Source organism: Paenibacillus sp. J22P51 (assembly GCF_059692215.1).
The window spans coordinates 26,058-50,831 of sequence record NZ_JCAUAZ010000002.1 but is presented as its reverse complement, the minus strand read 5'-3'; the positions used below and the strand labels follow the sequence as shown (position 1 = coordinate 50,831).

The 24,774-nt window shown below is 45.8% G+C and carries 21 protein-coding genes; 4 read left to right on the top strand and 17 right to left on the bottom strand.

What is annotated here, in order from left to right:
- Positions 1 to 32: 32 nt before the first annotated feature.
- The 3 genes from nirD to AC58QC_RS05010 all read right to left on the bottom strand — a co-directional run bounded on the left by nirD (position 33) and on the right by AC58QC_RS05010 (position 4,424).
- On the bottom strand, positions 33 to 383 hold the full coding sequence (gene nirD, locus AC58QC_RS05020; protein WP_497414114.1) for a nitrite reductase small subunit NirD: 351 nt from the start codon (positions 381 to 383) through the stop codon (positions 33 to 35).
- A 33-nt stretch (positions 384 to 416) separates the two neighbouring features.
- Entirely contained in the window at positions 417 to 2,837 is a 2,421-nt protein-coding gene (gene nirB / locus AC58QC_RS05015) for a nitrite reductase large subunit NirB (RefSeq protein WP_497414672.1), read from the bottom strand.
- Between the two features lie 345 nt (positions 2,838 to 3,182).
- Entirely contained in the window at positions 3,183 to 4,424 is a 1,242-nt protein-coding gene (locus AC58QC_RS05010) for a nitrate/nitrite transporter (RefSeq protein WP_497414113.1), read from the bottom strand.
- A gap of 471 nt (positions 4,425 to 4,895) precedes the next feature.
- Here AC58QC_RS05010 and AC58QC_RS05005 point away from each other — a divergent pair, with 471 nt between their 5' ends.
- A complete protein-coding gene (locus AC58QC_RS05005) occupies positions 4,896 to 5,546 on the top strand; it encodes an ANTAR domain-containing response regulator (RefSeq protein WP_497414112.1) in 651 nt (216 codons plus the stop codon).
- Positions 5,543 to 6,574, top strand: coding sequence for an anthranilate phosphoribosyltransferase (locus AC58QC_RS05000; RefSeq protein ID WP_497414111.1), 1,032 nt, complete (start codon positions 5,543 to 5,545; stop codon positions 6,572 to 6,574). The genes AC58QC_RS05005 and AC58QC_RS05000 overlap by 4 nt, the downstream gene beginning before the upstream one ends.
- Before the next feature lie 571 nt (positions 6,575 to 7,145).
- Here AC58QC_RS05000 and AC58QC_RS04995 read toward each other — a convergent pair.
- Entirely contained in the window at positions 7,146 to 7,922 is a 777-nt protein-coding gene (locus AC58QC_RS04995; RefSeq protein ID WP_497414110.1) for a peptidoglycan-binding protein, read from the bottom strand.
- A 282-nt stretch (positions 7,923 to 8,204) separates the two neighbouring features.
- Between AC58QC_RS04995 and AC58QC_RS04990 the strand changes: the two genes are divergently transcribed.
- Both AC58QC_RS04990 and AC58QC_RS04985 read left to right on the top strand, forming a co-directional pair.
- Entirely contained in the window at positions 8,205 to 11,201 is a 2,997-nt protein-coding gene (locus AC58QC_RS04990) for an efflux RND transporter permease subunit (protein WP_497414109.1), read from the top strand.
- 160 nt (positions 11,202 to 11,361) lie between these two features.
- Positions 11,362 to 12,351, top strand: a complete 990-nt coding sequence (locus tag AC58QC_RS04985) for a ketoacyl-ACP synthase III (RefSeq protein WP_497414108.1) — start codon at positions 11,362 to 11,364, stop codon at positions 12,349 to 12,351.
- Here AC58QC_RS04985 and AC58QC_RS04980 read toward each other — a convergent pair.
- From AC58QC_RS04980 to AC58QC_RS04920, 13 genes are all read right to left on the bottom strand, one after another.
- Positions 12,348 to 12,611 carry a hypothetical protein gene (locus tag AC58QC_RS04980; protein WP_497414107.1) on the bottom strand — a complete coding sequence of 88 codons (264 nt, stop codon included), beginning with the start codon at positions 12,609 to 12,611 and terminating at the stop codon, positions 12,348 to 12,350. The two genes, AC58QC_RS04985 and AC58QC_RS04980, sit on opposite strands and share 4 nt — an antisense overlap.
- Positions 12,608 to 12,964: an alpha-helical endospore appendage domain-containing protein gene (locus tag AC58QC_RS04975; RefSeq protein ID WP_497414106.1), complete on the bottom strand. Its 357-nt coding sequence runs from the start codon at positions 12,962 to 12,964 to the stop codon at positions 12,608 to 12,610. The genes AC58QC_RS04980 and AC58QC_RS04975 overlap by 4 nt, the downstream gene beginning before the upstream one ends.
- A gap of 5 nt (positions 12,965 to 12,969) precedes the next feature.
- Entirely contained in the window at positions 12,970 to 13,257 is a 288-nt protein-coding gene (locus AC58QC_RS04970) for a nucleoside-diphosphate sugar epimerase (RefSeq protein ID WP_497414105.1), read from the bottom strand.
- A gap of 60 nt (positions 13,258 to 13,317) precedes the next feature.
- A complete protein-coding gene (locus AC58QC_RS04965) occupies positions 13,318 to 14,052 on the bottom strand; it encodes a glycosyltransferase family 2 protein (protein WP_497414104.1) in 735 nt (244 codons plus the stop codon).
- On the bottom strand, positions 14,012 to 14,530 hold the full coding sequence (locus tag AC58QC_RS04960) for a glycosyltransferase (protein ID WP_497414103.1): 519 nt from the start codon (positions 14,528 to 14,530) through the stop codon (positions 14,012 to 14,014). Before AC58QC_RS04960 ends, AC58QC_RS04965 begins: the two co-directional genes overlap by 41 nt.
- Positions 14,531 to 14,557: 27 nt before the next feature.
- On the bottom strand, positions 14,558 to 14,935 hold the full coding sequence (locus tag AC58QC_RS04955; RefSeq protein ID WP_497414102.1) for a hypothetical protein: 378 nt from the start codon (positions 14,933 to 14,935) through the stop codon (positions 14,558 to 14,560).
- A gap of 41 nt (positions 14,936 to 14,976) precedes the next feature.
- The gene (locus AC58QC_RS04950) at positions 14,977 to 16,122 is read right to left on the bottom strand and encodes a CgeB family protein (RefSeq protein ID WP_497414101.1); all 1,146 of its coding nucleotides are present in this window, start codon (positions 16,120 to 16,122) and stop codon (positions 14,977 to 14,979) included.
- Between the two features lie 15 nt (positions 16,123 to 16,137).
- Complete coding sequence (locus AC58QC_RS04945; RefSeq protein ID WP_497414100.1) at positions 16,138 to 17,226, bottom strand: CgeB family protein; 1,089 nt, start codon at positions 17,224 to 17,226, stop codon at positions 16,138 to 16,140.
- Positions 17,220 to 18,107 (bottom strand): dTDP-4-dehydrorhamnose reductase, encoded by an 888-nt coding sequence (rfbD, locus tag AC58QC_RS04940; protein WP_497414099.1) that lies wholly within the window; start codon positions 18,105 to 18,107, stop codon positions 17,220 to 17,222. The genes AC58QC_RS04945 and rfbD overlap by 7 nt, the downstream gene beginning before the upstream one ends.
- Positions 18,104 to 19,105 (bottom strand): dTDP-glucose 4,6-dehydratase, encoded by a 1,002-nt coding sequence (rfbB, locus tag AC58QC_RS04935; RefSeq protein ID WP_497414098.1) that lies wholly within the window; start codon positions 19,103 to 19,105, stop codon positions 18,104 to 18,106. The genes rfbD and rfbB overlap by 4 nt, the downstream gene beginning before the upstream one ends.
- The gene (locus AC58QC_RS04930) at positions 19,105 to 19,824 is read right to left on the bottom strand and encodes a sugar phosphate nucleotidyltransferase (RefSeq protein WP_497414097.1); all 720 of its coding nucleotides are present in this window, start codon (positions 19,822 to 19,824) and stop codon (positions 19,105 to 19,107) included. The genes rfbB and AC58QC_RS04930 overlap by 1 nt, the downstream gene beginning before the upstream one ends.
- A 227-nt stretch (positions 19,825 to 20,051) precedes the next feature.
- Positions 20,052 to 23,420: a WIAG-tail domain gene (locus AC58QC_RS04925; RefSeq protein ID WP_497414096.1), complete on the bottom strand. Its 3,369-nt coding sequence runs from the start codon at positions 23,418 to 23,420 to the stop codon at positions 20,052 to 20,054.
- 66 nt (positions 23,421 to 23,486) lie between these two features.
- Complete coding sequence (locus AC58QC_RS04920) at positions 23,487 to 24,701, bottom strand: glycosyltransferase family 4 protein (RefSeq protein ID WP_497414095.1); 1,215 nt, start codon at positions 24,699 to 24,701, stop codon at positions 23,487 to 23,489.
- Positions 24,702 to 24,774: the final 73 nt, after the last annotated feature.

Sequence of the window (24,774 nt, the reverse complement as noted above, 5' to 3'; positions counted from 1 at the left end):
TGATCAATCTCTTTATATAGAAGGAAAAAGAATTAACTCGCCATTTCCTTAGCCTTCGGAAACCCAATGTAGACCGTTCCATCATCCACTTTGGTGAGGTACGTTTTCACACAGCCAGTATCAGGAGCTTGCACGAGTCCGGAAGGCAAATGGATCTTGCGATCATGCATGGGGCAGAACACATGGTCATCACAGACAATGCCTTCTGCAAGAACGCCTTCTTTATGCGGACAACGATTCTGAATCGCTTGAAGCTTTCCGCTTTTCAATTTGAACAGGGCAACCTCTTCTCCTTGATATCGAATCGTCTTCCCCGTATTAATTGCTAATTCGTCGTAGGAAACGGCTTGCACCCAAATCATTTGCTCATTTTGTGTTATCATCTTCTCTGCTCCTCCCGTTTTATCTCTCTACTTCTACTTCAGCTCAACAACCTCATAGAGATCACGTTGGATTTTCTTGCTATCAATGGCTTGTTTCCATGGATCTTTGGTAACTGAAAGCGCCAGGTCCATACGTTCACACAATTGTTTACGCTCAGCTTCATTCTCAACAACATCACGGATATGTTCGATGCCTAGACGGTGCACCCACTCACTCGTGCGCTCACCATATTTCCCGGTCTCACGGTAATATTGCAAATACGCTTCGGTATATTCGATAATCTCTTGTTCCGTTTTGACTGTGCTTAGCAGATCGCCAACACGAACCTTGACGCCACCGTTACCTCCAGCATACAGCTCCCAGCCACCATCGACAGAGACGACACCTAAATCTTTAATCCCTGATTCAGCACAATTGCGCGGACAACCAGATACAGCAAGCTTCACTTTGGCTGGCGTATTCAGCCGCTCAAACCGTTTCTCCAGTTCGATACCGACACCCATCGCATCCCCAGTACCGAAGCGGCAGAAGGTTTCGCCGACACATGTTTTGACCGTCCGCAAGGCTTTCCCGTAGGCGTACCCCGATGGCATATCAAGAGCTTCCCACATCGCGGTCAAGTCTTCTTTTTTCACACCTAGCAAGTCGAGACGTTGTCCTCCGGTGAATTTCACCGTTGGTACGTTGAATTGTTCAGCAACCTCTGCAATGCGCTTGAGCTCCGTTGGATTCGTAACACCGCCATATATCCGTGGAACAACGGAATACGTACCATCCTTTTGAATATTGGCATGCATACGCTCGTTGACGAATCGAGATGTGCTGTCATCTTTATAGGTTGCAGGGCTGATCATGCCCAAATAATAATTCAATGCTGGACGACATTTGGAGCAGCCTTCTTCATTTTTCCATTCAAGAACATTCATTACTTCACGAACGTGGGACAATCCTTTTTCACGAATAGCGGTAACCACTTCGTCACGCGTATGTGTCGTACAACCACAGATCGTTTCTTTCGCAGCATTTTTATCATAAGAAGCTCCTAAGGTAAAGGCTAGTAGATCACTAACTAACGGTTTACAGCCACCGCAAGAGCGAGAAGCAGTCGTACAGTTTTTCACTTCATCTACCGTTGTTAAGCCTTGATCCTTAATGGCCGAACAAATCGTCCCTTTCGTTACACCGTTACATCCGCAAATAATCGCGTCATCCTTCATATCAGCAACACCGGAAGCAGCTCCCCCGCCGCCACTTGAACCATCCGTGAGAATAGCTGTTTTCGCCATGCCACTAATATCTGTTTCTTCCCGAATCATTTGCATGAGTCTCGTACCGTCAGCTGTATCGCCAAAGAGCACGGCTCCGATAATTTTATTGTCTTGAATCACGACTTTCTTATAAACACCCGTGAACTCATCATGAATGCGAATCGCTTTGGTTCCTTCGGCATCCACGAATTTGCCGCCAGAGAATACGTCAACACCAGATACTTTGAGCTTCGTGTACAAAATAGAGCCTTCATACGGCCCCGTTTCCACGCCGGCCAAATGCTTCGCCAGCACGGCACCTTGCTCATAGAGCGGTGCTACCAGACCATAGGCGATACCTCTGTGCATCGCACATTCGCCAACGGCGTACACATTCGGAACGTTCGTTTGCAAGTAATCATTGACGATGATTCCTGGATTGCATTCGATGCCGGCTTCTTTCGCAAGGGCTACGTTCGGCCTGATGCCTACTGCCATAACAATCAGATCCGCTTCAGCAACGGAGCCGTCCTTGAACTTCAAGCCCGTCACACGCTTGTCGCCTATAATTTCTGCCGATTGCTTCTCGAGCAGGAAGTTGATGCCTTGCTCCTCAAGAGCGGCTTGCAGCATTTTGGAAGCTGTACGATCGAGTTGGCGTTCCATGATCGTATCGACGATGTGAACGACATCGACTTTCATGCCGAGATTGAGGAAACCACGCGCTGCTTCTAAACCTAGCAAGCCACCGCCGATGACAATCGCTTTTTTGTACTTTTTAGCCGACTCAATCATGATTTCACAATCACGGATCGTTCTGTAAGCCATGACGCCTTCTTTGTCCGCACCAGGCATAGGAATCATGAATGGATTAGAGCCGGTTGCTAGAATTAATTTATCGTAGGAAACCGTCAGGCCTTTATCGCTCGTAACGGTTTGTGTGAGCGTGTCGATGCTCGTGACCGTTTGATTCGTATATAAGGTAATGTTATTGTTCGTATACCACTCGTAGGGATGAATAACGATGTCCTCGACTTTAGAATCGCCGGAGAGCACATAGGACAACAAGATTCTATTGTAGTTGGGATGCGGTTCACTGCCGAAAATCGTAACCTCATATTTATCAGGTGTGAGCTTTAGTAAATGTTCAACGGCGTTTACGCCCGCCATTCCGTTTCCGACCAGGACTAACTTCTCTTTTTTGATTGTCATTGTGATCATCCTTCCATCCATTTACTAGGGCATTCATTCGAATTTGAGTGGTTGTGAAAAAAGGGGTCATTCAGGAGCCAAGCTCCCAAATGACAAATTGGGATATGGAGCTTGAGCAGTTCGATTGAACCAAGGATAAACGACTCCGTCGTCCTTCAAGGACGAACTCGTTTACCAAGGTAGATGCGAAGTAAAAGTATAAAACTTATACTTTCGTATCTACTGCAAAGACGCTAGTCGTAACGTCTTTGCCCATACAGCCTGATGAGCAAGCTGCATGAGCAAAAACTTTACTGGATGTGCCGCTGACGAAGAGAATCAGCGGCGTCCCATGCCTGCTTATGCTTGAACTGCATCCATGCTTGTAGATGCTGCTTTTACTTTACCGCCTTCACCAATCCATGTACGTTTCCATTGTCCTTGAACAACCGCGATGATCACGATACAGGAGAGCGCAATTCCACTTAGAATCAGAAAGCCTGGTGTGAATGAGCCTGTGGATAACTTTAGGTTTCCAAGGATTTTAGGTAAGAAGTAACCACCAAGTCCACCTGCTGCTCCAACGATCCCAGTCATAACGCCAATTTCCGTTCGGAAACGTTGCGGCACGAGCTGGAATACGGATCCATTCCCCATACCGAAGGCCATCATGGCAACGAAGAGCATTACCGTTGTTAGTGAAAGTGCTGGCAGCGTTGAAATACCCGCCATCATTAATCCAACAACACCGTATAGCACCATTAACATCCGAATCCCACCGATCTTATCAGCGAGCCAACCACCAACGGGACGGAAGAAGCTGCCCCCTATCACACATAAGGTTGTAAAATCTGCTGCACGTACGGGTGAAAGTCCATACTGTGAATTGAAGAAGATGGTTAGATAAGAGGCCATCCCTACGAAGCCACCAAAAGTTACACTATAGAAAATACAGAACAACCAAGAATCTCTTTGCTTCAGTACTTTGCCGTATTCTTTCAACGTCTTAGGCGCTGGCTTATTCGGGCTATCCTTCGCCAATATACTAAATACAATTAAAGTAATCAGAATCGGAATCAAGGCGATTCCAAACACCACATGCCAATCACCGTAATGCTGAGCAAGACGATTCGCGAATAAGGTAGCGAAGATCGTTCCACTGTTCCCTGCGCCAGCAATCCCCATGGCTAAACCTTGGTATTGTGGCGGATACCAGCTGCTTGCCAGCGGCAGCGCTGCTGCAAAGCTTGCTCCAGCGATACCAAGCATAAGCGCTACGAAGTACATTTCCCCCATCGTATTAGCGAATAACCATCCCCAGAGCAATGGGATTAAGGTTAACGCAAGCCCAATCTGTCCAGTTCGTTTAGGACCAATCTTGTCTGTCAGCACGCCAAGCACAAGTCGTAATACTGCGCCACCCAATGTAGGCAAGGCAACAAGGTTTGCTTTCTCAGCCGCATTCAGGTGGAAATCATTGGAGAGAATGACGGCTAGCGGACCGAGTAGAACCCATACCATGAAGCTCATGTCAAAATATAAGAATGAACTGAACAATGACCCTTTGTGCCCCACTTGCATAAAACTTTTCCGATCAACCATGGATTCCCTCTCCTTTTGTGAGGCTTTTCGCCTTCTTTTTTTTCCTATCCTACCTTGTGTGACTGTACATTAACAGAAAAGGCCGATAAACATACCCCATCAATCGTGGGATGTTCATCGGCCTCATTGCCACTGCCGCCACTTCTTCGTGATCGGCATGATCGATTATTTTTTTCCTTGCATAAAAGTGAACATAAAAAGCCTATCCATTTACGTACTTGTAAGGGGATAGGCGCCATTGCCTTCGTTAGGTGGCACATCATTGTGCCGATTTCTAACTTGATTATACGATGAGCACTGACTTATGTCAATAAACATGACATAAAAATATTAATCATTAGTTTCGATGTAGCATATCGACAAATTTTAGGTGCATATGCTATAGTATTGCCGTATAATAATACCAATTAGCCCCAAAACCTAACATGTAGTTGTCATGAGATAAACGCTATTCAAGATGGAGGTATTCCCATGTTACAATCATTCATACTGATCGACGAGTTTAAGCCAACTCGCTCAGCTGCCTCCTCTGAGTCGTCACATGCTATACGAACGGAAGATACACATGGAATGGAATCTTTGCCAGATGAAATCCTGAAGAATTTGGGATTCCGCATTTATTCTTCATCTAATATGAAAGAAATTTCCTTTATCATCCCTAAGGTCGATGCCGTCTTATTATCGGTAAGTCCTGATCAAGTAGCAGACTGGCGTTCACGCTTGCTTGCCGTGCGGAGTCTCCCCCTATTCTGGTGGTGTGATGCACACACATTTCCTTCTAATGAATGTAAAATGGATGCTGGTATCGATGGCTTAATCGGTTCCAGGATGAGTCCACTGGAAATCCACGCCGCATTAATTCTTGGCGTCAATCATTATTTCCAACGTACCGAATGGCAGCAAGAACGTGAACAGCTGCTTTCCAAACTCGAGGAACGCAAGTGGGTCGATCAGGCGAAGCGAATTTTATGCGAAATCAAAGGCATCTCAGAAGCTGAAGCTTATGATTTTCTCCGTAAACAAGCTATGAATGAACGTAAGCGTATGGTAGACGTCGCAACCTCCATCGTCAAGGTGTATCAGATATTACAGGATCAGAACAAAGGAGGCCGCAAACGATGATATCTCTATTAAAAGAAGTAGGCCGCGGCAAACGCGGAGCCAGAGACCTTACGTATGAGGAAGCTGCCCAAGCAGCTGAACTCATATTAACCGGGACGGCCACACAAGCCCAAATTGGAGCTTTTCTCGTAGCAGAACGAATTAAAATGGAATCCCCTGATGAAATCAAAGCCTTCATTAACGCGTTGCGCCAACGTGTGACCACATATCCTATAGCTGGCAGCATGGACTGTGCCGGCCCTTATGATGGTCGTACGCGCACGTTTATCGCGACGCTGCCAACCGCATTCGTACTCGCAGCCTGCGGTTTGCCAACAACGCTGCATGGCAGCCCGAGCATGCCGCCCAAATGGGGCATCACCTTGTCCGATGTGCTTGCAGCAATGGGCGTAAATGCGCTTGGCGCTTCACGCGAAGCACTGATCTCCGCTGCGGCGCGAACAGGCTTCCTGTTCACACCAACAGAAAGCTGGTGTGGGCCGCTTGGTGAACTACGCGAGCTTCGTAAAGAGCTTGGTTTGCGAACTGTGTTCAATACCGCAGAAAAACTGCTGCGCTTCACAGAAGCTCCATTCATGGCTGTCGGTGTATTCCACGGTACTGTTTTTGAGAAAATCACGAATTTGCTAATTGAATTAGGTGTTTCTCGAGGAATCGTGGTGCAGGGTATGGAGGGCTCCGAAGACTTAGGCGTCGATAAGCGGACAAGAACTTATCTCATCCAAGATCAGACAAGTGAGTTATTCATTGTGGATCCTGAAATTTATGAGCTGATGGTTGAAGTGCCAGAAGTGGAATGGACGGCTGAACTTCAAGCCGAAACCACATTGTCCGTTTTGCGTGGAGATGCAGCACTTCCTTACTTAAATATGGTTTTACTTAACAGTGCTGTACGTTTGTGGGTTTCCCAAAAAGCAGGCTCCATTGAAGAAGGCATTTACATGGCCCGTCATGCGATTGAGCAAGGCGCTGCACTTCAGAAGTATACGGAATGGACCGAAGCGATTAAACCTGTATCGGCTACTTAAACATAGACGTAAGCGAAAGAGAGTGTCCCATAAGCCATGTTTGTGGCAGGGGACACTCTTTTTGCAATTTATTATCGACTTGGAGGACCCCAATGGAGCCCGGGGGGATGGATTAAGTCGATTTTATCGACTTACGCTACTCCTATCGCCATAGTCGCCACGCGTAACTCGATTTTTTCGACTTACACTACTCCTATTGCCATTCTCGCCACGCGTAACTCGATTTTTTCGACTTACGCTACTCCTATTGCCATTCTAGCCACGCGTAACTCGATTTTTTCGACTTACGCTACTCCTATCGCCATTCTAGCCACTCGTAACTCGATTTTATCGACTTACTCTACTCCTATTGCCACTCTCGCCACTCGTAACTCGATTTTATCGACTTACGCTACTCCTATTGCCATTCTCGCCACGCGTAACTCGATTTTATCGACTTACACTACTCCTATTGCCATTCTCGCCACTCGTAAATCGATTTTTTCGACTTAAAGGTCCCCTAGGAGCTCATCCTATTTTCCCAAAAACAAAGGAGCTAAGCGCAAACACTGCTTAGCTCCTTATCGCTATTTTATTTGCCAATAAACTGTTGTGTAAACATTTTACCGCACGGCCCGCCGTCCACAATGCCTATGCCAATATGCGTGTAATCTTTACTCAGAATATTCGCTTTATGTCCTGGCGAGTTCATTAGCGCTTCGTGTGCCGCCGTTACACTTTGATTACAAGCGATGTTCTCCCCGGCTGCATTGTATGTAATACCGAACTTCTCCATCATATCGAATGGGGATCCATACGTTGGTGAATCATGGGAGAAATATTTGTTATCCACCATATCCTGGCTTTTGAGACGAGCTGTTTTGGTGAGCTCCAAGTCCGCTGTAAGCGGTGAGAGTCCCGCAGCAGTACGCTCTTTATTTACGAGATCGAGCATTTGCTGCTCTTCCACAGTTAATCCAGATGTCGATGGAACCTGCGGTGCTGGTGTAGGACTCGGTGTATACGGCGTCGGCGCCGGTGTTGGCACTGGCGTTGGTGTCGCCTTCTTCGGAATCTTAAGATTTCCATAAGCCCAGAGAATCGATTGTAGCGTTTGATCGTCGACATTTCCCGTTACTGCCAAACCATATCTACTTTGAAATGCTTTAACCCCAGCTTGTGTTTGATTGCCATAATAGCCTGTAATCGGTCCCGAATAGTAACCTAGAGATTTCAGCATCCCTTGAACCGCGTAGACATCAGGGCCTTTCGCTCCTTTGCCATACGCAAAAACTGTCGTTGTGGAAGCACTGAACAAGACCACACAGATGAGGGCTATCCAGATTAACCTCTTTTTGCCTTGTAACATGCGTTACTTTCACTTCCCATCATCTTCAGTATCTTCGTCACACTATGGACGATAAGGGTAGCATTTCCTTCATTATTTCCTTTTATCCAAATCATGAAAATACTATCTATCCAGGCCCTAATTTACATATATCATTCCGAAGATGGAATTCTATACCTAAGGGATTTCTCAGACTCTAGACCGAGATGAAACCCGACCCTAGCCATATTCGCTAATGGAATGATATTGCTATACTTGAACCTAGAGAAATAAAGAGATAGATGATGAAAGGGAGCGAGACGTGTGACATGGTTTACGAAATGGGCTTTTAGCAACAAAGCAGCAGTTATTTTTTTGGTGATATTAATTTTAGGAACAGGAATCGGTAGTTATTTTAAATTGCCGATGGAATTCCTGCCTAGTGCAGATTTCCCACAAATTAGTGTTACGGTCGTCGGTCAAGGCTTTGATGCCAAATCCATGCTAGATAGTGCAACTACACCTATAGAGAAAGCTGTCTCCAGTGTGCCGGGTAAGAAGGAAGTATTCTCCACATCATCTGACGGCTTTATGAAAATTGATATGACATTTGATTCGGATATTAAAATGAAGGATGCGCAAGCGAGCGTTCAAGAAGCGATCTCCTCGATTGTTCTCCCTGCGGGCATGTCGAAGCCTTTCGTTATTCGTTTAAACACCTCGATGATTCCACTCTCCTGGGTAGCCCTTAACTTCAAAGATGGCATCACGAAACAAAATATCGAGCTTGCGCAAGAGAAAATATTACCTGAGTTTCAAAAAATCAGAGGTCTTGCTAGCGTAGTGCTTGGTGGTACATCGGTCTCTCAAGTGATCATCCACCCGGACAAAGATAAATTAGCTAACGCGAAATTGCCTGCACAAGTACTTATGGGTGTTCTACAAGGTCAAAATGTGACCGTCAATGTTGGGGAGAGACCCATCGATGGCAAAACGAGTGCGATTAAGGTTGTAGGAAACCTAGACGATCTCAATACACTCAACAATTTAACGGTAGCTCCAGGAATTAAATTGAAGGATGTTGCTACAGTTGAGGTAGCCGCAAACAAAGATACATTGACACGTATTAACGGCAAGGACTCTTTAACATTGGTTGTTACGAAAGACACTAGCTCCAACGCGGTTGATATCAGCAAGGAAGTTAATAAAATCTCAGATGAGATCGCGGCGAAGTATCCGAATGCGACTGCAGAGGTCATCTACTCCACAGCAGAATCCGTCGTTACTTCCGTTAATAGCATGATGAGAGAAGTGTTGTTAGGTGCATTATTTGCAACAATCGTTATTCTAATCTTCCTAAGAAACATTCGTTCCACGTTCATTACGATTGTTTCCATTCCTTTATCACTTGGATTAACGTTATTCCTGCTTTCCCAATCCGGCGTAACGTTGAATATCTTGACGCTAGGCGGGGTCGCCGTCGCTGTAGGCCGACTCGTCGATGATAGTATCGTTGTTATCGAAAATATTTTCCGAAGAACCCAGAAGGCCGAGTTCTCCAAGGAATTGATCATTGATGCTACACGTGAGGTTGCTAGAGCGATTACCGCATCTACCCTTACAACAGTTGCCGTATTCTTGCCGCTTGGACTCTTGCAAGGGTCGTTGCAAGCGTTCCTGCTTCCTTTCGCCTTAACGGTTACGTATTCGTTACTTTCTTCCTTGCTGGTTGCTTTAACCGTCGTACCTGTGATGAGCGCTTGGCTGCTTCGCAATACGAAACTAAAGGAGCATAAAGAGTCGAAAAGTCTTCGAAATATTTTATCTTGGAGCTTGAATCATAAATTCATCTCCATTCTAGTTTCCCTTATCCTTTTCGGCGGCTCAATCGCCCTTTACTTCGTCATGCCAAAAGGTGCGGTTGGCGGTTCCACGGCAAGCCAATTGGTTGTAAGTCTCTCGTACACTCCTGAAACACCGATCACGACCGTTCGTGAAAAAGCAATTGAATTAGAGAAATTCATGCTAGAACAGAGTGAAGTTGACCATCTTATTCTTCAACAAGGGAATACCGAAGATAATGCCAAATGGGGCAGCGTTGCGCCTCCTACCATAGCTAATTTCCAAGTATTCATGAAAAAGGATGTGGACACGCAGCATTTTATCGATCAAGTCGTCAGTCAAAAGCCGAAATATCCAGAAGCTGATTTGCAGGCAGGTGGAGGAGGCTTCGATGGAAGCAGCGGTTCCGCCATTACAGTTGATTTAACAGGCGATTCCGCTAAGAGCTTAGATCAGGCTGCTGCGGATGTCATTGCGGCAATTAAAGATATCGACGGCGTCGAGAAAGTTACGAGTAATCAAAATGTAACGAAACCAGGCTATGCCATTACAGTAGATCCTACACTTGCTAAGCCACAGGAAATTGCAGGTACGATCCGCTCCCTGATGAACCCAACGCCAATTGGTTCCATGAAGCTGGAGAACAAAGAAATTCCTGTCGTGTTAGATGCTTTGATTAATCCATCAACCGTTTCAGACCTTTCGAATATTCAAATCATGACAGCTACGGGTCCAGCGGCGTTGACTTCGGTCGCGAAGATCGAAAAAACCAATGAGTCCAACACGATTCTTCATAAGAACAGTCAACAATTCTTGCGTGTGACGGCACTCGTAGACTCAACCAAATTATCTAAAATCAACACAGAAATTACGAAAAACACGAAAGATTTGAAGCTTCCCGCAGGCGTTGCTTTGATTGTTGGCGGAGCTTCTGCTCAGCAATCCAGTGATTTTGCCGACTTGTTCATGACGATGGGCATTTCCATTGGCATCGTACTATTGATCATGGTCATCACGTTCAAATCATTCCGTGCACCGATTGCGAGTATGGTATCCCTTCCTTTCGCGGCTGTAGGTGCGATTGTCGGTATGATGATCACGAAAACATCCTTCGACGTTACCTCGATCTTCGGATTCCTAATGCTGATCGGAATCGTCGTCACGAATGCCATCGTCCTGATTGACCGTGTAAAGCAAAACGAAGAGCATATGACCATTCGTGAGTCCTTGCTTGAAGCCGCGGCTACGCGGATGCGTCCCATCTTGATGACAGCTGTAGCAACCATTTGCGCGATGGTACCTCTTGTTCTTGCCAAAGCCGAAGAGGGAAGTATCGTTTCCCGAGGCTTAGCGGTTGTGGTTATCGGCGGTCTGACTTCAGCAACTCTCTTCACGCTGATTATGGTACCAACGGTTTATGAGCTCTTGCATGCTAGAAAAGCAAAGCGTCAACGAAGACACCTTGGAAATGCTCGTTAAGTAAATAGAGCTGATCCCAGTGGATTTATCCGCTTGGGGTCAGCTCTTTTTTGCTTTGCTTCGCTTCTACCTATTGACAAAGATCATCCCCATACCTTACACTATTTTTAGTACTTGGTACTAATACTTGATACTAAATATTACAAAAGGAGTGTTACTCATGCCTTTCTCTCGTCCCTTGCAGGCGCGAATTTCAGCCATCGGCACCTATGTACCTGAACACATTTTAACCAACGAGGATCTCTCCAGCATGGTAGATACGAATGATGAATGGATCGTTCAGCGCACAGGAATTCGAGAACGCCGAATAGCCGAGGCGCATGAGTTCACTAGTCATTTATGTATAGCTGCTGTACAGAATCTGCTGAATCGTTACCCAAGCTCCCTCGACGATATAGAGCTCATTATCGTGTCCACGCATACGCCAGACTTACCCTCCACGCCAGTCGCGTGTCAGGTTCAAGCCCATTTCGGCATGGCGGCTGCGGGAGCCTATGATCTCAATGCGACATGCGCCGGCTTCACCTATGCGCTTCACACCGCTGGTGCACTCGTTGCTGCAGGTGTGCATCAGAAGATCCTCGTGATCGGCGGCGACGCCTTATCCAAAATCACCGATTACACCGACCGTTCCACCTGCATACTATTTGGCGATGGCGCTGGCGCGGTTGTCGTTGAAAGAGAGGAAGCTCAGCCTGCCTTTCTCGCTCATCACATGGGATCCGATGGCACTGGTGCCAAGCATGTGTACCGCACAGGACTTGCCACTGAGCTGAATGGAACCCCCTTAGTTGGAGAAGGGAAGCTTGTCCAAAACGGGCGTGAAGTGTACCGATTCGCTGTTTCAACCGTACCGCAAGGCATCGAGATGCTGCTCCAGAAAAGCGGTTTGCCTCTCGCAGCCATCGATTGGTTCATTCCTCATAGCGCGAACCTGCGCATGATTGATTCCATCTGTGAGAAGAGCAGTATCCCGATTGAAAAAGCGTTGGTTAGTCTTGAATACTTCGGCAACACTTCCGCGGCATCCATCCCGCTTGCACTGGATTTAGGAGTAAGAGAAGGGAAAGTACAGACCGGCGACACTCTGTTACTTTATGGATTTGGCGGTGGATTAACACACGCAGGATTAATTATACGTTGGGGTTAAGGCTTCACACACTTATTCATCCAAGGCTTACCAGGCTTACCCATAACACGCGTACGCCTGCTATGATTCGTTAATTTCAACATCAGGGCACGTTGATAGTCACTTATCGTCTTTAGATTATCCGCGACATGGCCGGCCAGCTGTTCAGAGCCTTCCATATGATCCGCAACAGATTCAATGATTCTGCATAATGCTCGCTGGCTCCGCGCCAGCGAGATCAACATATGCAGCTCCACGCGTTCCCGATTCCATTCCTTCACAGTTTTCCATCCTCACCAAACGGAAGTAGGCTGCCAAATTCCATAGCGTCGTCGGATCCTAAAGCTGAGCCTGAGGGCTGTTTCCCAAGCAACGCCTTCATCTGGCGATTTAGCGCATTCTCCATCTTCGTTATCCCATCTATAAGGTCAATGACGCTCTCATGGATTTCGCCAGTTACTTTCATTTTATGGTCATGTCCCTCCAAATTTGTCGCGTTGATATGCTGACAAATCCAGTTTTGCGATTTCGACGCTTCAACAACTCTCGCTTCCAGCATCAAACTTATTTCATTTTGCAGCTTGGCTGTCGCATCAAGCATCTGCATATAGAGATCTGTTCTATCCAAGGCCATTCCCTCTATTCCTCATCAGGTAGATGAATTTCCTTCATAACCAATTCCGTTTGCATCGCCATAGCTACTTCCAATTCAGCGAGGCTATTTAAATAAGCCGTAACATTTTTGGTTAATTGTAAAGCCCGCTGCTGCAGCATCTCTAATCCAGCAAATTCAGGATGAGAATCCGGCAGATCTCCAGTAATTGCCGCCATTTGCGAAGACACATGCCGATGTGTTTCCAGTATCCGTCCCATTTGGCTATGTGAAGCTGCAATCTGAGAAATAATCTTCGTTATCCGCTCCTCCATTGGAACTTCCTCCTACAACCTTTTTCACTCTACGTTATGCAGCTGTTTGTAAAACGGTGTCTAAATAAACTGGGATGGATCAACGCCCCATTTATGAATAAATTTCTTACGATTGCGTCGCAGCAGCAGCAGCTTAGATCGACGGCTATTTTTTCGAAAACTAACACTTCCACGATGATAAACGAAGCAATCGCCTGCTATGAGCAGCTGATAGCCCGCTAATCGTGCGCGGTAGGAGAAGTCATCGTCTTCGTAATATCCGGGTGCAAATCTTTCATCCAACACACCTACCTGCTCAAACAGGTTCCGCTTAAATAACAAACAGAAGCCAACCAGCCGCTTGGTTTCCCGCCATTTCCCAGGATTTACATGGTTATAGATCTGGGCCATGTTCGAAATCCCTGAGAAGGGGATACGGATTTTTTGCTTGCCATTGACATAGTTAGAGACTGGACCTACCATCCCAATATCTTCTCTACTGTTTAAGCAGTTCAGCAGCTTGGGCAGCCAATTAGGCGTTACGATCGTATCGTTATTCAAGAGCATTAAGGTGTCACCTTCCGCTAAACGCAACCCGTAATTACATGCAGCTGGAAAACCAAGATTAGCTGGCAGCGCCAAGAGCTTGACATTTTCATTGCGGCAGTATGTCAATGTACCGTCTTGGGAGCCATTATCAACAACAATAATTTCATATGGCACAGTGGTATGCTTACGGATGGATGCGACACAGGCTTTCAACAAAGCTAGACCATTAAACGTAGGAATAATGATGCTCGTTAATTGCAAGTTCATGCCTCCTCGCTAATGTGCCATTTTCAATTCCCATCTCAACATTCTGAATAGACGGAAGCAGCTCATCCGCACTAATCACTTGGTCCCCTTCTATGAAAAGCAAGAAGTCAGACTGCGATATTCTCGCTGCCAGAGCCCTTGCGATATCTTGCTCGATTCGGTTGGGATCATGAACAATAATTGCGCGGGAATTCCTTCTAACTTTCTCTAACGTGCGGTCTACAGAGCCGTGAACAATAACGATAATCTCCCTAAGCGGTAAACGTTTCAACTGCTCCAGCACATTCACGATCGTTCCTTCTGCATTGGAAGCTATGATCATCGCACCGACAGGATGGACACTTGTCCTATTTACCCTAGTTAGAGCTCGCTTACGCTTAGTTATGATTCTTCGTGCTGGCTTCTTAAGGAGATTTCGTTTACTTCCCTTCCGAAAGGTTACCTGCCGCCTCATTCGCTTCTTACTGTTAATTTTCACCAACCAGTCTCACCTCATGACTTGACTTTAAGCAATCGTTGGATTCGTAAGCTCCCACGTATACCCTTGCGCGAAGCCTTCACCGTAAGCGGTATTGTAAGCTTCATTGAATGCTCGATCATAGACCAATTGGGCTCTCCTTGCTCTTGGGCTTTGAATGATTCGGCGCTGGACTTTGCGACGACGAACTATTATTCGGCTCCCCTTGCGTCTAGGAAATCGGATCAGACGACGAACTAATCTGCGTTTACCCTTACGCCTTGCTACTGGCCTCAAACGACGAATAGCACGTCCCTTTTTTCTAACAATGATCCGTTTTTTTAAACCTACCGTCCTTGGTCCCACCCGCTTCTTCCGAATCTTTCTGGCCACGCTCAGCTTGCGAACCTTTCTTTTCGTAATCAAATTCTACACCTCGTCTTTCTAATGGTTCTCTTATTCAGCTCTTATCTAGGCCCAAAAATGACGGAAAGCATCGTAATTAGACGATTGGTATAGGTATGATCTCGCATTGTGCGATAGAGCCCACGCATGGCGATTAGTTTACGTTCCTCTTCGTAAATTAAATAATGATTCATTTTGTGAAGCAATTCTTCCGGTGACCCATATGTCACAATGTCATAGTCTGGCGTATAAAAATTGACTAAATCATCCCGAATGTCCGTCAATTGAAAGGCGCCGCATCCAGAAATTTCAAATGTCCGGGGATTAGGTGAAGCACCGCTTATTCGGCGAGAATTATGGTTATACGCTTGATCATCGAAAGCTCTATGCATATTAATGACGATTTTGGCACCGTTATAGAACGTGGCCGTTTGATCTGGCGGCATCCATGTATTTAATTGAATTTGAGGTGCCAGCAAACGATAATTCCTCAGCCGTTCCCACCAAATCCCTGAGATGATGACGTGTTTGGTCGCCAAATAGGGAGCTATCTGATTGAACACGCCAACGCGATTCCAGTAAGCCGAACCAATAAAACAAATATCACGGTGAATGCCATTCGGTACAGGTCTTGGACGATACATATCTGGTTGAAAAGCTAAAGGCAAATAATGGACCTGCTCACCTCCCATATCCCGATAGAACTGTACACAATTCACTTCCAAAGTAAATAAAAAATCATAATGCCTCGCATATGCAGCCGTAATATCCGTGTAATAGGGATCATCGGTTAGCCATATCGCGGTTCGAATTCCCATATGACGAACCCGATCAACGACATTTAGAGAGAGATTCATTCCCTCTAAAACAATCATCACATCAGGTCGGTACCTTGCTGCCATCGTTTCGACGCTGGCTTTGGGCCTGCCGATATGCGTCGCATCGATGTCTGAGTTGCCTATGATTAATTCCCGAACTAAAGGACGAAGACTGTTAATAACAGCGATATCCAATGGCTCGTAAGGATAACCTTTACCTGAAGTAACAAACAACACACACACGTCCCACACAGGACTTGATGGACGGTCACGTACTGCCTTTTGAATAATCGCTTCACATTGTCCCATCCTGACCCCATTGGCAAGACCTAATTGATAACCGTCAGCATGTCCGCGTTCCCGCGCATGCGCATGATTAATAAACTTCACTAATTTCACTCCCTTCTAGGCAAATACAATGTCTAACAACTTAACTAATCGGGATGCGAATGAGTGATCCATGCGTGTTCTTCTCATTCCATTGATTGCGATACGCAATCTGTCTTCCTCATGAAGTAAATAATGACTCATTTTATGAAGAAGTTCTCCCGTATGGTGGAAGGTTTCTATTTCGTGGCCAGGTCGATAATACTGTTCCAGATCCTGACGATAATCCGTTATTTGCAAGGTACCGCATCCTGCAATCTCATACGTTCTAGGGTTTATCGAAGATCCCGGTATATTTCTACTGTTTTTATTGAAAGTTTCATCGTACGTGAGCCGGTGGATATTCAAGACAATTTTGGCACCGTTATAATACTTCACAGACTCTTCGATCGGAACCCCTTGCAGCTTAATCCCCTGTTGAAGCAATACAAAGTGATCTAATCGGTTCCATAATCCCCCGGCAATGACCACTTTTTTCCCTACTAAGAAGGGGGTTAACTCATTGAAAAGAGCAATTCGGTTTGGAAAGCCCGTACCAATAAAGCAGATATCGCTTAGATACTCAGGACTAACAGGAACAGGTTTAAACACAGCTGGATTAGCGGCCAAAGGCAAGTAGTGAACTTGCCCGCAGCCGATCCCTTGATAGAACGGTACACAGGACATTTCATGCGTGAAAACATAATCATAATGAGGGGCTAATGCGACTGTATGATCAGTAAAATAGGGATCGTCCGCAAACCAGATAGCGGTACGTATCCCCATCTGTCTAACTAGATCTATGTGATGAGCATGATCAGCCGGAAAAACATGAAGACCATTCATGACGAGTACCAGACTAGGCCTAAGCTCTCTGGCTAATCGGAGCATATCGGCTGCTACTGCCGCGTACATGACGTGTACGGTTTGCTGCAAGCCTTGAATGATGCCTTGGTCAATCGCCGGAAAGCCTTGAACGATAAATAATACACTTGCTTCTCGAAGGGGAATGGGTGCTGGGTGACAGGTGTCGAGAGTGCACTGGCATCTTCCCATTCGAAAACCATTTTCCCAGCCCGCCTGAAATCCTCGGCTGCGCCCCTCCTCAATGCGGCTACGAATCACCATGTTTCTTTCACCCTCTTAGCCAAAACAGCTGTATCGTAATAATCAACCTGTAGAAAGAAATCAAGCGCCGATTGCCAATCACGCATTGGCGTAAACCCATTGTCTTGCATGGCTTTGTGTGCAAACGCCGTATACATCGGTCTTTCTGCTGGTGCTGGCGGAAAAGCATGGGTAGGCACAGCCTGCAGGGAAATATGCGCCATGCCAGCCGCTTGGAGGATATGCAGGGCGAATTCATACCTGGAGCATACGCCTTGATTTGAGGCATGATAGAGACCATATCGGTCCGTTGCGATGAGTTCTCGAATGAAAATCGCCAGATCCAAGCAATAGGTGGGAGAGCCAAATTGATCATCCACGATGGATAGCGTCGGATTCTCGCGCGCCTTCTCCAAAACTTTGGTTACAAAATTCGTTCCTTTCAAGCCATATAACCAAGAGGTTCGTACGATAAAATGCTTCAAGCACGTCATCGCAACGAATTTCTCCCCAAGAAGCTTGGATTCTCCGTAGGTATTAAGCGGATTCGGCACGTCGTTCTCGTCATAGGGCATGGTCTTCGTTCCATCAAACACATAATCCGTGCTGACATAGACGAGCTTGGCTCCAAGGATCTCACAAGCCGTCGAGATATGAAGAGCACCTAATGCATTCACTTGATAGGCAGACTCCTTCTCCAATTCAGCTTTATCTACATTCGTATAGGCAGCAGCATGCACAACAATGTCCGGCCGTTCGTTCAACAGCTTCTCCATGACTTCTTGCTCATATCTAATATCCAATTTCTCTTTCTCCCAAGAGATGACCTCGTGCATGGGACTCAGTACACGCTTAAGATCATAGCCTAGCTGCCCGCCGGCACCCGTAATTACTATTTTCAAGTGTGATCAGCTTCTTTATCTATTCGGTACGAACCGTCTGCAATACGGGCGCACCAATCGCTTTCTTGCATATACCAGTCCAACGTCTTTTGAAGTCCATTCTCAAATGAGTAAGCCGGCGTCCACCCTAACTCGCGACGTATCTTCGAGCTGTCGATGGCGTATCGACGATCATGTCCAAGCCGATCCGCTACATACTGAATTAAAGACTCGGGTTTGCCCAGCAGCTTCAAAATACTTTGGACAACCTCCAGATTCGTTCGCTCGTTCTGACCGCCAACGTTGTACACTTCCCCAGGTACACCAGCTGCAATCACGCATTCAATGGCAGAGCAATGATCGTCTACATACAACCAGTCTCGTACATTCAATCCATCACCATATAGGGGTATCATTTCATCGCGAAGAGCACGGGTAATTAAGAGAGGGATCAGCTTCTCGGGAAATTGGCGGGGACCATAATTGTTGGAGCAACGTGTAATCACTGCTGGAAAACCATACGTTTCATAATAAGCTCTAACAAGCAGATCAGAGCCTGCTTTACTTGCGGAGTAAGGAGAATTCGGAGCTATTGGCGTCTCTTCACTGAAAGCACCATCTTCCCCAAGTGTGCCATAGACCTCATCTGTGGAAATATGAATAAACTTCTTAACCTGCCTATGGCGAGCAGCTTCAAGCAATATCTGCGTGCCTACCACATTTGTCATCACAAAGCTTCCTGGGTTATGAATACTCCGATCCACATGAGATTCCGCTGCAAAATGTACGACCACATCGACACCCTGCATCAGCCTCATCATGAGTGCCTCATTACCAATATCTCCATGTACAAATTGATAACCACTTTGCCCATCAAACAATCTAGTATTGTTCTTATTTCCTGCATACGTAAGCAAATCGACATTGATCACATGATCCTCTGGATGATGTTTCTTCCAATAATGAATAAAGTTACTTCCAATAAATCCCATGCCTCCCGTTACAAGCAACGATTGCATTATCTGTTCTCCTTCCTAACTAAAAGCGTGGCCTGAAAGAGCGATTCATGTGTTCCCGCGTCAATCCACCATCCAGTGAGAAACATATGGGAAAGTGTGCCTGATGCCGCATACACATTATTCACATCTGTGATTTCCATCTCTCCTCTTGCAGAAGGCGACTGCGATTTAATAATGTTAAACACAGTAGAATCATATAAATAAATACCTGTCACAGCATAAGATGAGCTTGGATTCTCCGGCTTTTCTACAATGCGATCAATTTGCTCACTCTTCATATCCGCTACGCCATACCTTCTAGGATCCTCTACCTCTTTTAAAATGACCATGGCGCCATCTGTCTGATGCTTATATGCTTCAATCATGGGTGCAAGTGGATCTTGGAATAAGTTATCCCCCAGAATAACCACGAATTTCTCACCCTCCAGCACGAAATCCTCTGCCAAAGCCAAGGCTTGCGCAATTCCTCCAGCTTTCTCTTGAATCTTATAAGTCAGATTGACGCCGAACGATTCACCACTGCCCAAATAATCGAGGTATAAGCCTGCAGATTGTTTCCCGGTGATGATAAGTATATCCTGAACACCTGCATGGGCTAGTTTATTTAAGGCATATTGAATCATGGGCAGATCACCAACAGGAAGCAAATGTTTATTAATAATATGCGTCAAAGGGCGTAAACGACTTCCTGTTCCTCCTGCAAGTACGACACCTTTCACAAGTCATCCCCCTTTACGAACGTTAGCTCGCACGTTTCATATGATGCATAGTCACATTCATTTCTACTAGCATATGCTTTCGTGATAGACGGAAATTGGACGAACATCCCTAAATTAAAAATTAGTCATCTATCTATCGAATAGCAGACACACAACAAAAAAAACGGTAGTCTCGCATAAGATGCGAACCGCCGTTTTTTTGTTGAAGGATTTACAACTAATTATTATTAATGACTCTTACCTATCGCCATCCAATTTACGATCCCTTGTTGATCAGGTGAGAACTTGGCTCGAATGATGGACAGCACCGCGCTGCCCTTAGACTTTTGACTAACAATGACATAGCAAGCTGGATGATTCGTGATCGCCGTTAACACATAGTTCGTATCCACATATTCCTCTTCAAAATGGAGCACCAGCTCAATCGTCTCATCTTGGATCTTCATGACAAAGGGCTCAAGTCCAAACTGCTGCAGAACATTTCTTTGCTGAGAAGAGGTCCGTACAACACCATCTGCCAATTTCGTCACCGTAAGTGAAGCATCTGCGATATGTTGATTCGAGATAGCCCCAGCTTGAAGCTTAGTGCCATCAACACTACCAGTTGCTAGATGGAAATCAGTAACCGCACCCTGAGCCAGCTTATAACTGTCTACACTGCCATCTGCTAATTGAACTGTATCAATCGCACCATCCATTATCTTGCTGCCTTCGATACTTTTATCGGCTATCTTCGACCCTGTCACGGCCTCATCTGCAAGGTGATCGCCATTTACCGCACCGAATACGAGTTTACTACTGTCCACACTGCTAGGTGCAAGCTTATCACCGGTAACGGCTTCTTCTTGTAGGTGCTCGCTTCCAACAGCATCAGAGGTTAACTTCGTGCTATCCACGCTGCCGTTCAACAGCTTCAATCCGTCAATAGAGCCAGGAGCAAGATGGCTGCTTGTCACTGAGCCCAAAGAGAGTTTCAATCCATCGATAATAAAATCCGACAAATGCTCCCGTTGAATCGCGCCATACATGATTTTACTGCTATCTACACTTCCTGACGCCAACTTGGAGGCATCTACTGCTTGATCTGTCAAATGCTCACTGTTCACAGCACCTTCGGCCAACTTAGTTCCATCGACGCTTCCTGGCGCCAATTTCGCTCCATATACCGCATGATCTGCAAAATGATAGTTATGCACAGAACCAGACACCAGTTTACTGCTATCTACCGAGTTCACAGCCAGCTTTTCACTGTCAATGACACCCGCAAGGAGATGCTGATTGCTCACAGAACCATACGCTAACTTCGTACCATTCACCACACCAAGTGACAGATGTTCGTCTGTGATCGCACCCGACATGATTTTCGAGCCGTCAACACTCTCATTAGCCAGCTTTGTACCAATGACCGCACCTTCTGCCAGATGCTCACTATTGATCGCACGAAATGCGACTTTCGAGCTAATGACTGAGCCATCTGCCAGATGCCGTGAACCGACCGCACCAGGGGCTAGTTTGCTGCCATGCACACTTTCATTTGCCAATTTTGAAGCTGTGATAGCACCATCGATAATATGCTCTGAATTCACCGCTTTGTTCGAAATTTTGGTACTGATTACACTGCCATCAGCCAGCTTATCTGATGTCACAACTTCATCCTCAAGCTTCGCATTCGTTATGGCTTGATCTTCAATGATTCTCGTAGTAACCGATTCCGGCTTAAGATGCTGTGTGTCTACTGCTCCATTCGCGAGCTTCTCTTTGGTGACTGCACCGTCGGCTAAGGTTTCTGTCGAGATTGAGTTTTCCTGCAGTTTACTGCCAACTAGACTTCGATCTGCGAATACATCTAGGGTGATGGATCCTTGCGCTAAATGATCGGAAGTAATCGTCCCTGGTTTAATATGAACACCATCGATAATCTCATCTTGCAAATGGCGTGATTCAATGGACATCGGAGCGATCTTCGCCGTTGTCACGGCTTCTTCAGCTAGCTTGCTCGTTGTAATGCTTTCTTCCTGAACATGTCTAGTTGTGATGGCTTCATCTGCAATATGGTTGCGATGAATCGCGTGCAAATCGATTTGTTTCTCACCGATCGCGCCTTTGGCGATGTGGCTGCTGGAAATAATCTCTTCCTGCATATGAGCCGCAAGGATGGAACGGTACGCAATTTTACCAGAAGTGACACTTTCATCCTTTAGTTTTGAATTTCCTACACTGCCTTCTGCCAATTTATCTGTAATAACGGATCCAGCAGCAATTTTGGAGCTAGATACCACATTGTCCTCCAGATGTTCGGATCGGATCATATGTGAACCAATATGTTTGGAGCTGATGGCACCTTGCGCAAGTTTATCCGCAGTGACTGCACCGTCTTGCAATTTGCTGCTGGAAATCACTTGATCGTTCATGTGAGCTGACTCAATAGCTTGTGGCGCTATATGTCTGCTCGCTACGATCTTCTCGCCCAATTTCGCGACGGTAATCGCACCATCTTGAATGTGCTTCGTTTCTATGATGCCTTCCCCAATATGTTTAGTCCGAATGGCTTGATCAGCTATATGATAACTGGTTATCTCGGCACCCTCAATATGGATTCCTCTCACCGCGGATTGTGCGATATGCAACGAATCTACAGCATGTGGAGCCAGCTTAGAACCTGTTACTGCCTGATCAGCCAGGTTGTCACTGATAATCGACTGATGCCCCAGATGCTCCGTTAAAATGCTTTCTCCTTGGATATGGATAGAACTTACGCTGCCCATCCCCAATTTTTCTTCCGTGACGGCACCCTCTCTAATTTTCGCAGAGGTGATGGAAGCATCCATGAGCTTAGCAGTGTCAATAATATAGTTGGCCAAATGCTTTGTTTGTACAGCACCACTATGAATTTTATCTGAAGTAATCGCTTGTTGATCAATCAAGTCACTTGTAACAATCAGTTCGGATAAATGTTGTGGCAAAATGGCACCGTCTGCCAGTTTCGTGGCATCAACCGATTTATCTGCAATTTTGGCGGTTGTTATGCTGCTATCGAACAACTTTCCGCCAGACAAAGTGTTATCTTGAATTTTATCTCCCGCTATACTGTTGGGAGCAACATGTTCATCATGGATGGATTGATTTGCAATTTTCGGGCGGGTTACGCTTCCCTGAGCTAGTTTGGAATGTTCGATGGCTCCATCTTTGATCGATTTGGTACCAATGCTAAAGGGTTTTATTTTCGTATCATCAATCGATCGGCTTGCAATTTTGTCCCATGTGACAGCTTCATTTACAATGTCATCCGTATAGACAACCGGGTCAACGAATTTTCCAGTTTTACGTTCCGTTAATAATAAATCAGGTGTGATCTGCTCGATAACCTTAGAGACATGCAATACTTTCTGTGGTTCTGTCTTCTCTGTCTTCTCTGTCTTCTCTGTCTTCTCTGTCTTCTCAATAGCGGTTGGATTCATTTTCGCGATTAGTTTGGGTTGTTCTACCACTTTATCTTGCTTTATTGGTGCTTCATCGAGCCATTTTAATTCATTCATGTTGGAGTTCACTTTATGCACGTTCGCTTTATGGGTGTTGCTGCTCTTTCGCTTATTCATATGACTCCTCTCCATTCGCCAAGATTTATCATAGGTAACATATTCATTCTCACCTTAATAAGTACATTAGCCCCCAAAAATGTGCGCTAACCTAGACAAGAGCCGTTCCTTCAACATTTGACTATATAAAGATGACCTGACCTCAGCAGCTCTCTGCCATGTGAACATCTCATCCACCCTTTTGATCCCGTTCTCCCCTAGCTTGCGCTGCAGGCTTTCATCATTCAGCAACCGTAGGACACACGTTCGGAGCTCCGTTTCAATTGCCTTCGGGTCAATTAAGTAGCCTGTTTGTCCATCCTCCACAACCTCTTGAATCCCGCCTATTCTCGTTGCGACGACGGGAACTCCGGTAGCCATCGCTTCTACATTCACAAGACCGAATGCTTCATTTCCGATGGAAGGGACGACGAGAACATCGGCAATTCGGACCCATTTAGGCATCTCTTGATGCCTCACGTACGGAATGAATTTCACATATCCAGGCATAGCCTTTGCTATTTTAACTAATTGCTTTACATAACTGGTTACTTTTTTAGAGCCATAGTAAGCACTGCCTACGATAACCAGTTTGGCGCTTGGTTCACTCTGTATGACACTTTTCATCACAGTAAGCAGATGATGCACACCTTTCTTGGGGATCAATCTGCCCACATATAAAATAATTTTGCGATGCTCACAATCTAGTTCTCTGCGCAGGTCATTGCGAGATTCTATGCCTTCCTCCGACCATTTGGAAGTAAAACGAGCGACATCTACACCCAAATAGTGCGTGACTATTTTGTGGGCAGCGCTTGGCACTTTTTTTTGCAGAAACCGCTTGAGAAAGTCGCTATTCACGATAATGACATCAGCAGCAAGCAAACAAACAGTTAACGATGGATTGGAAATATAAGGCTTCGTGATAAATGAAGTGGAATGGAGGACGAGACTTATAATGGCATGGGGATATCGTTTGCGAAGAAAGGGAAGAAAACGCGGCCGATTTTCCACTTGAATAATACCTGGACTTAGATGAGCAATCTGTTTATCAACCTGCGAAATATAGGCGGTTTGCCCCTGATAAGGTACTCTCTGATACGTTACACCATGGCGGATTTCCTTCCTAGGCTGATAGGATACCTTCCGTCCAAGTACAACTACAGGCATGCACTTCACTAGTTGCTCCGCTGTCTTCTGAACCACTTGCTCAACTGAGCTGCTAGTCCCTGAGGGTATAGGAAAGGATCCTGGTGTGACGATGACGAGACGGTTCGATTGGGGCTTCCGTTTAGTCTTCAATTTCTGATCCTCCTGGATGAGATGAGGCTCAGATCCACCCCATTCCTCTTCTTCTATCTATACATATGCGGAT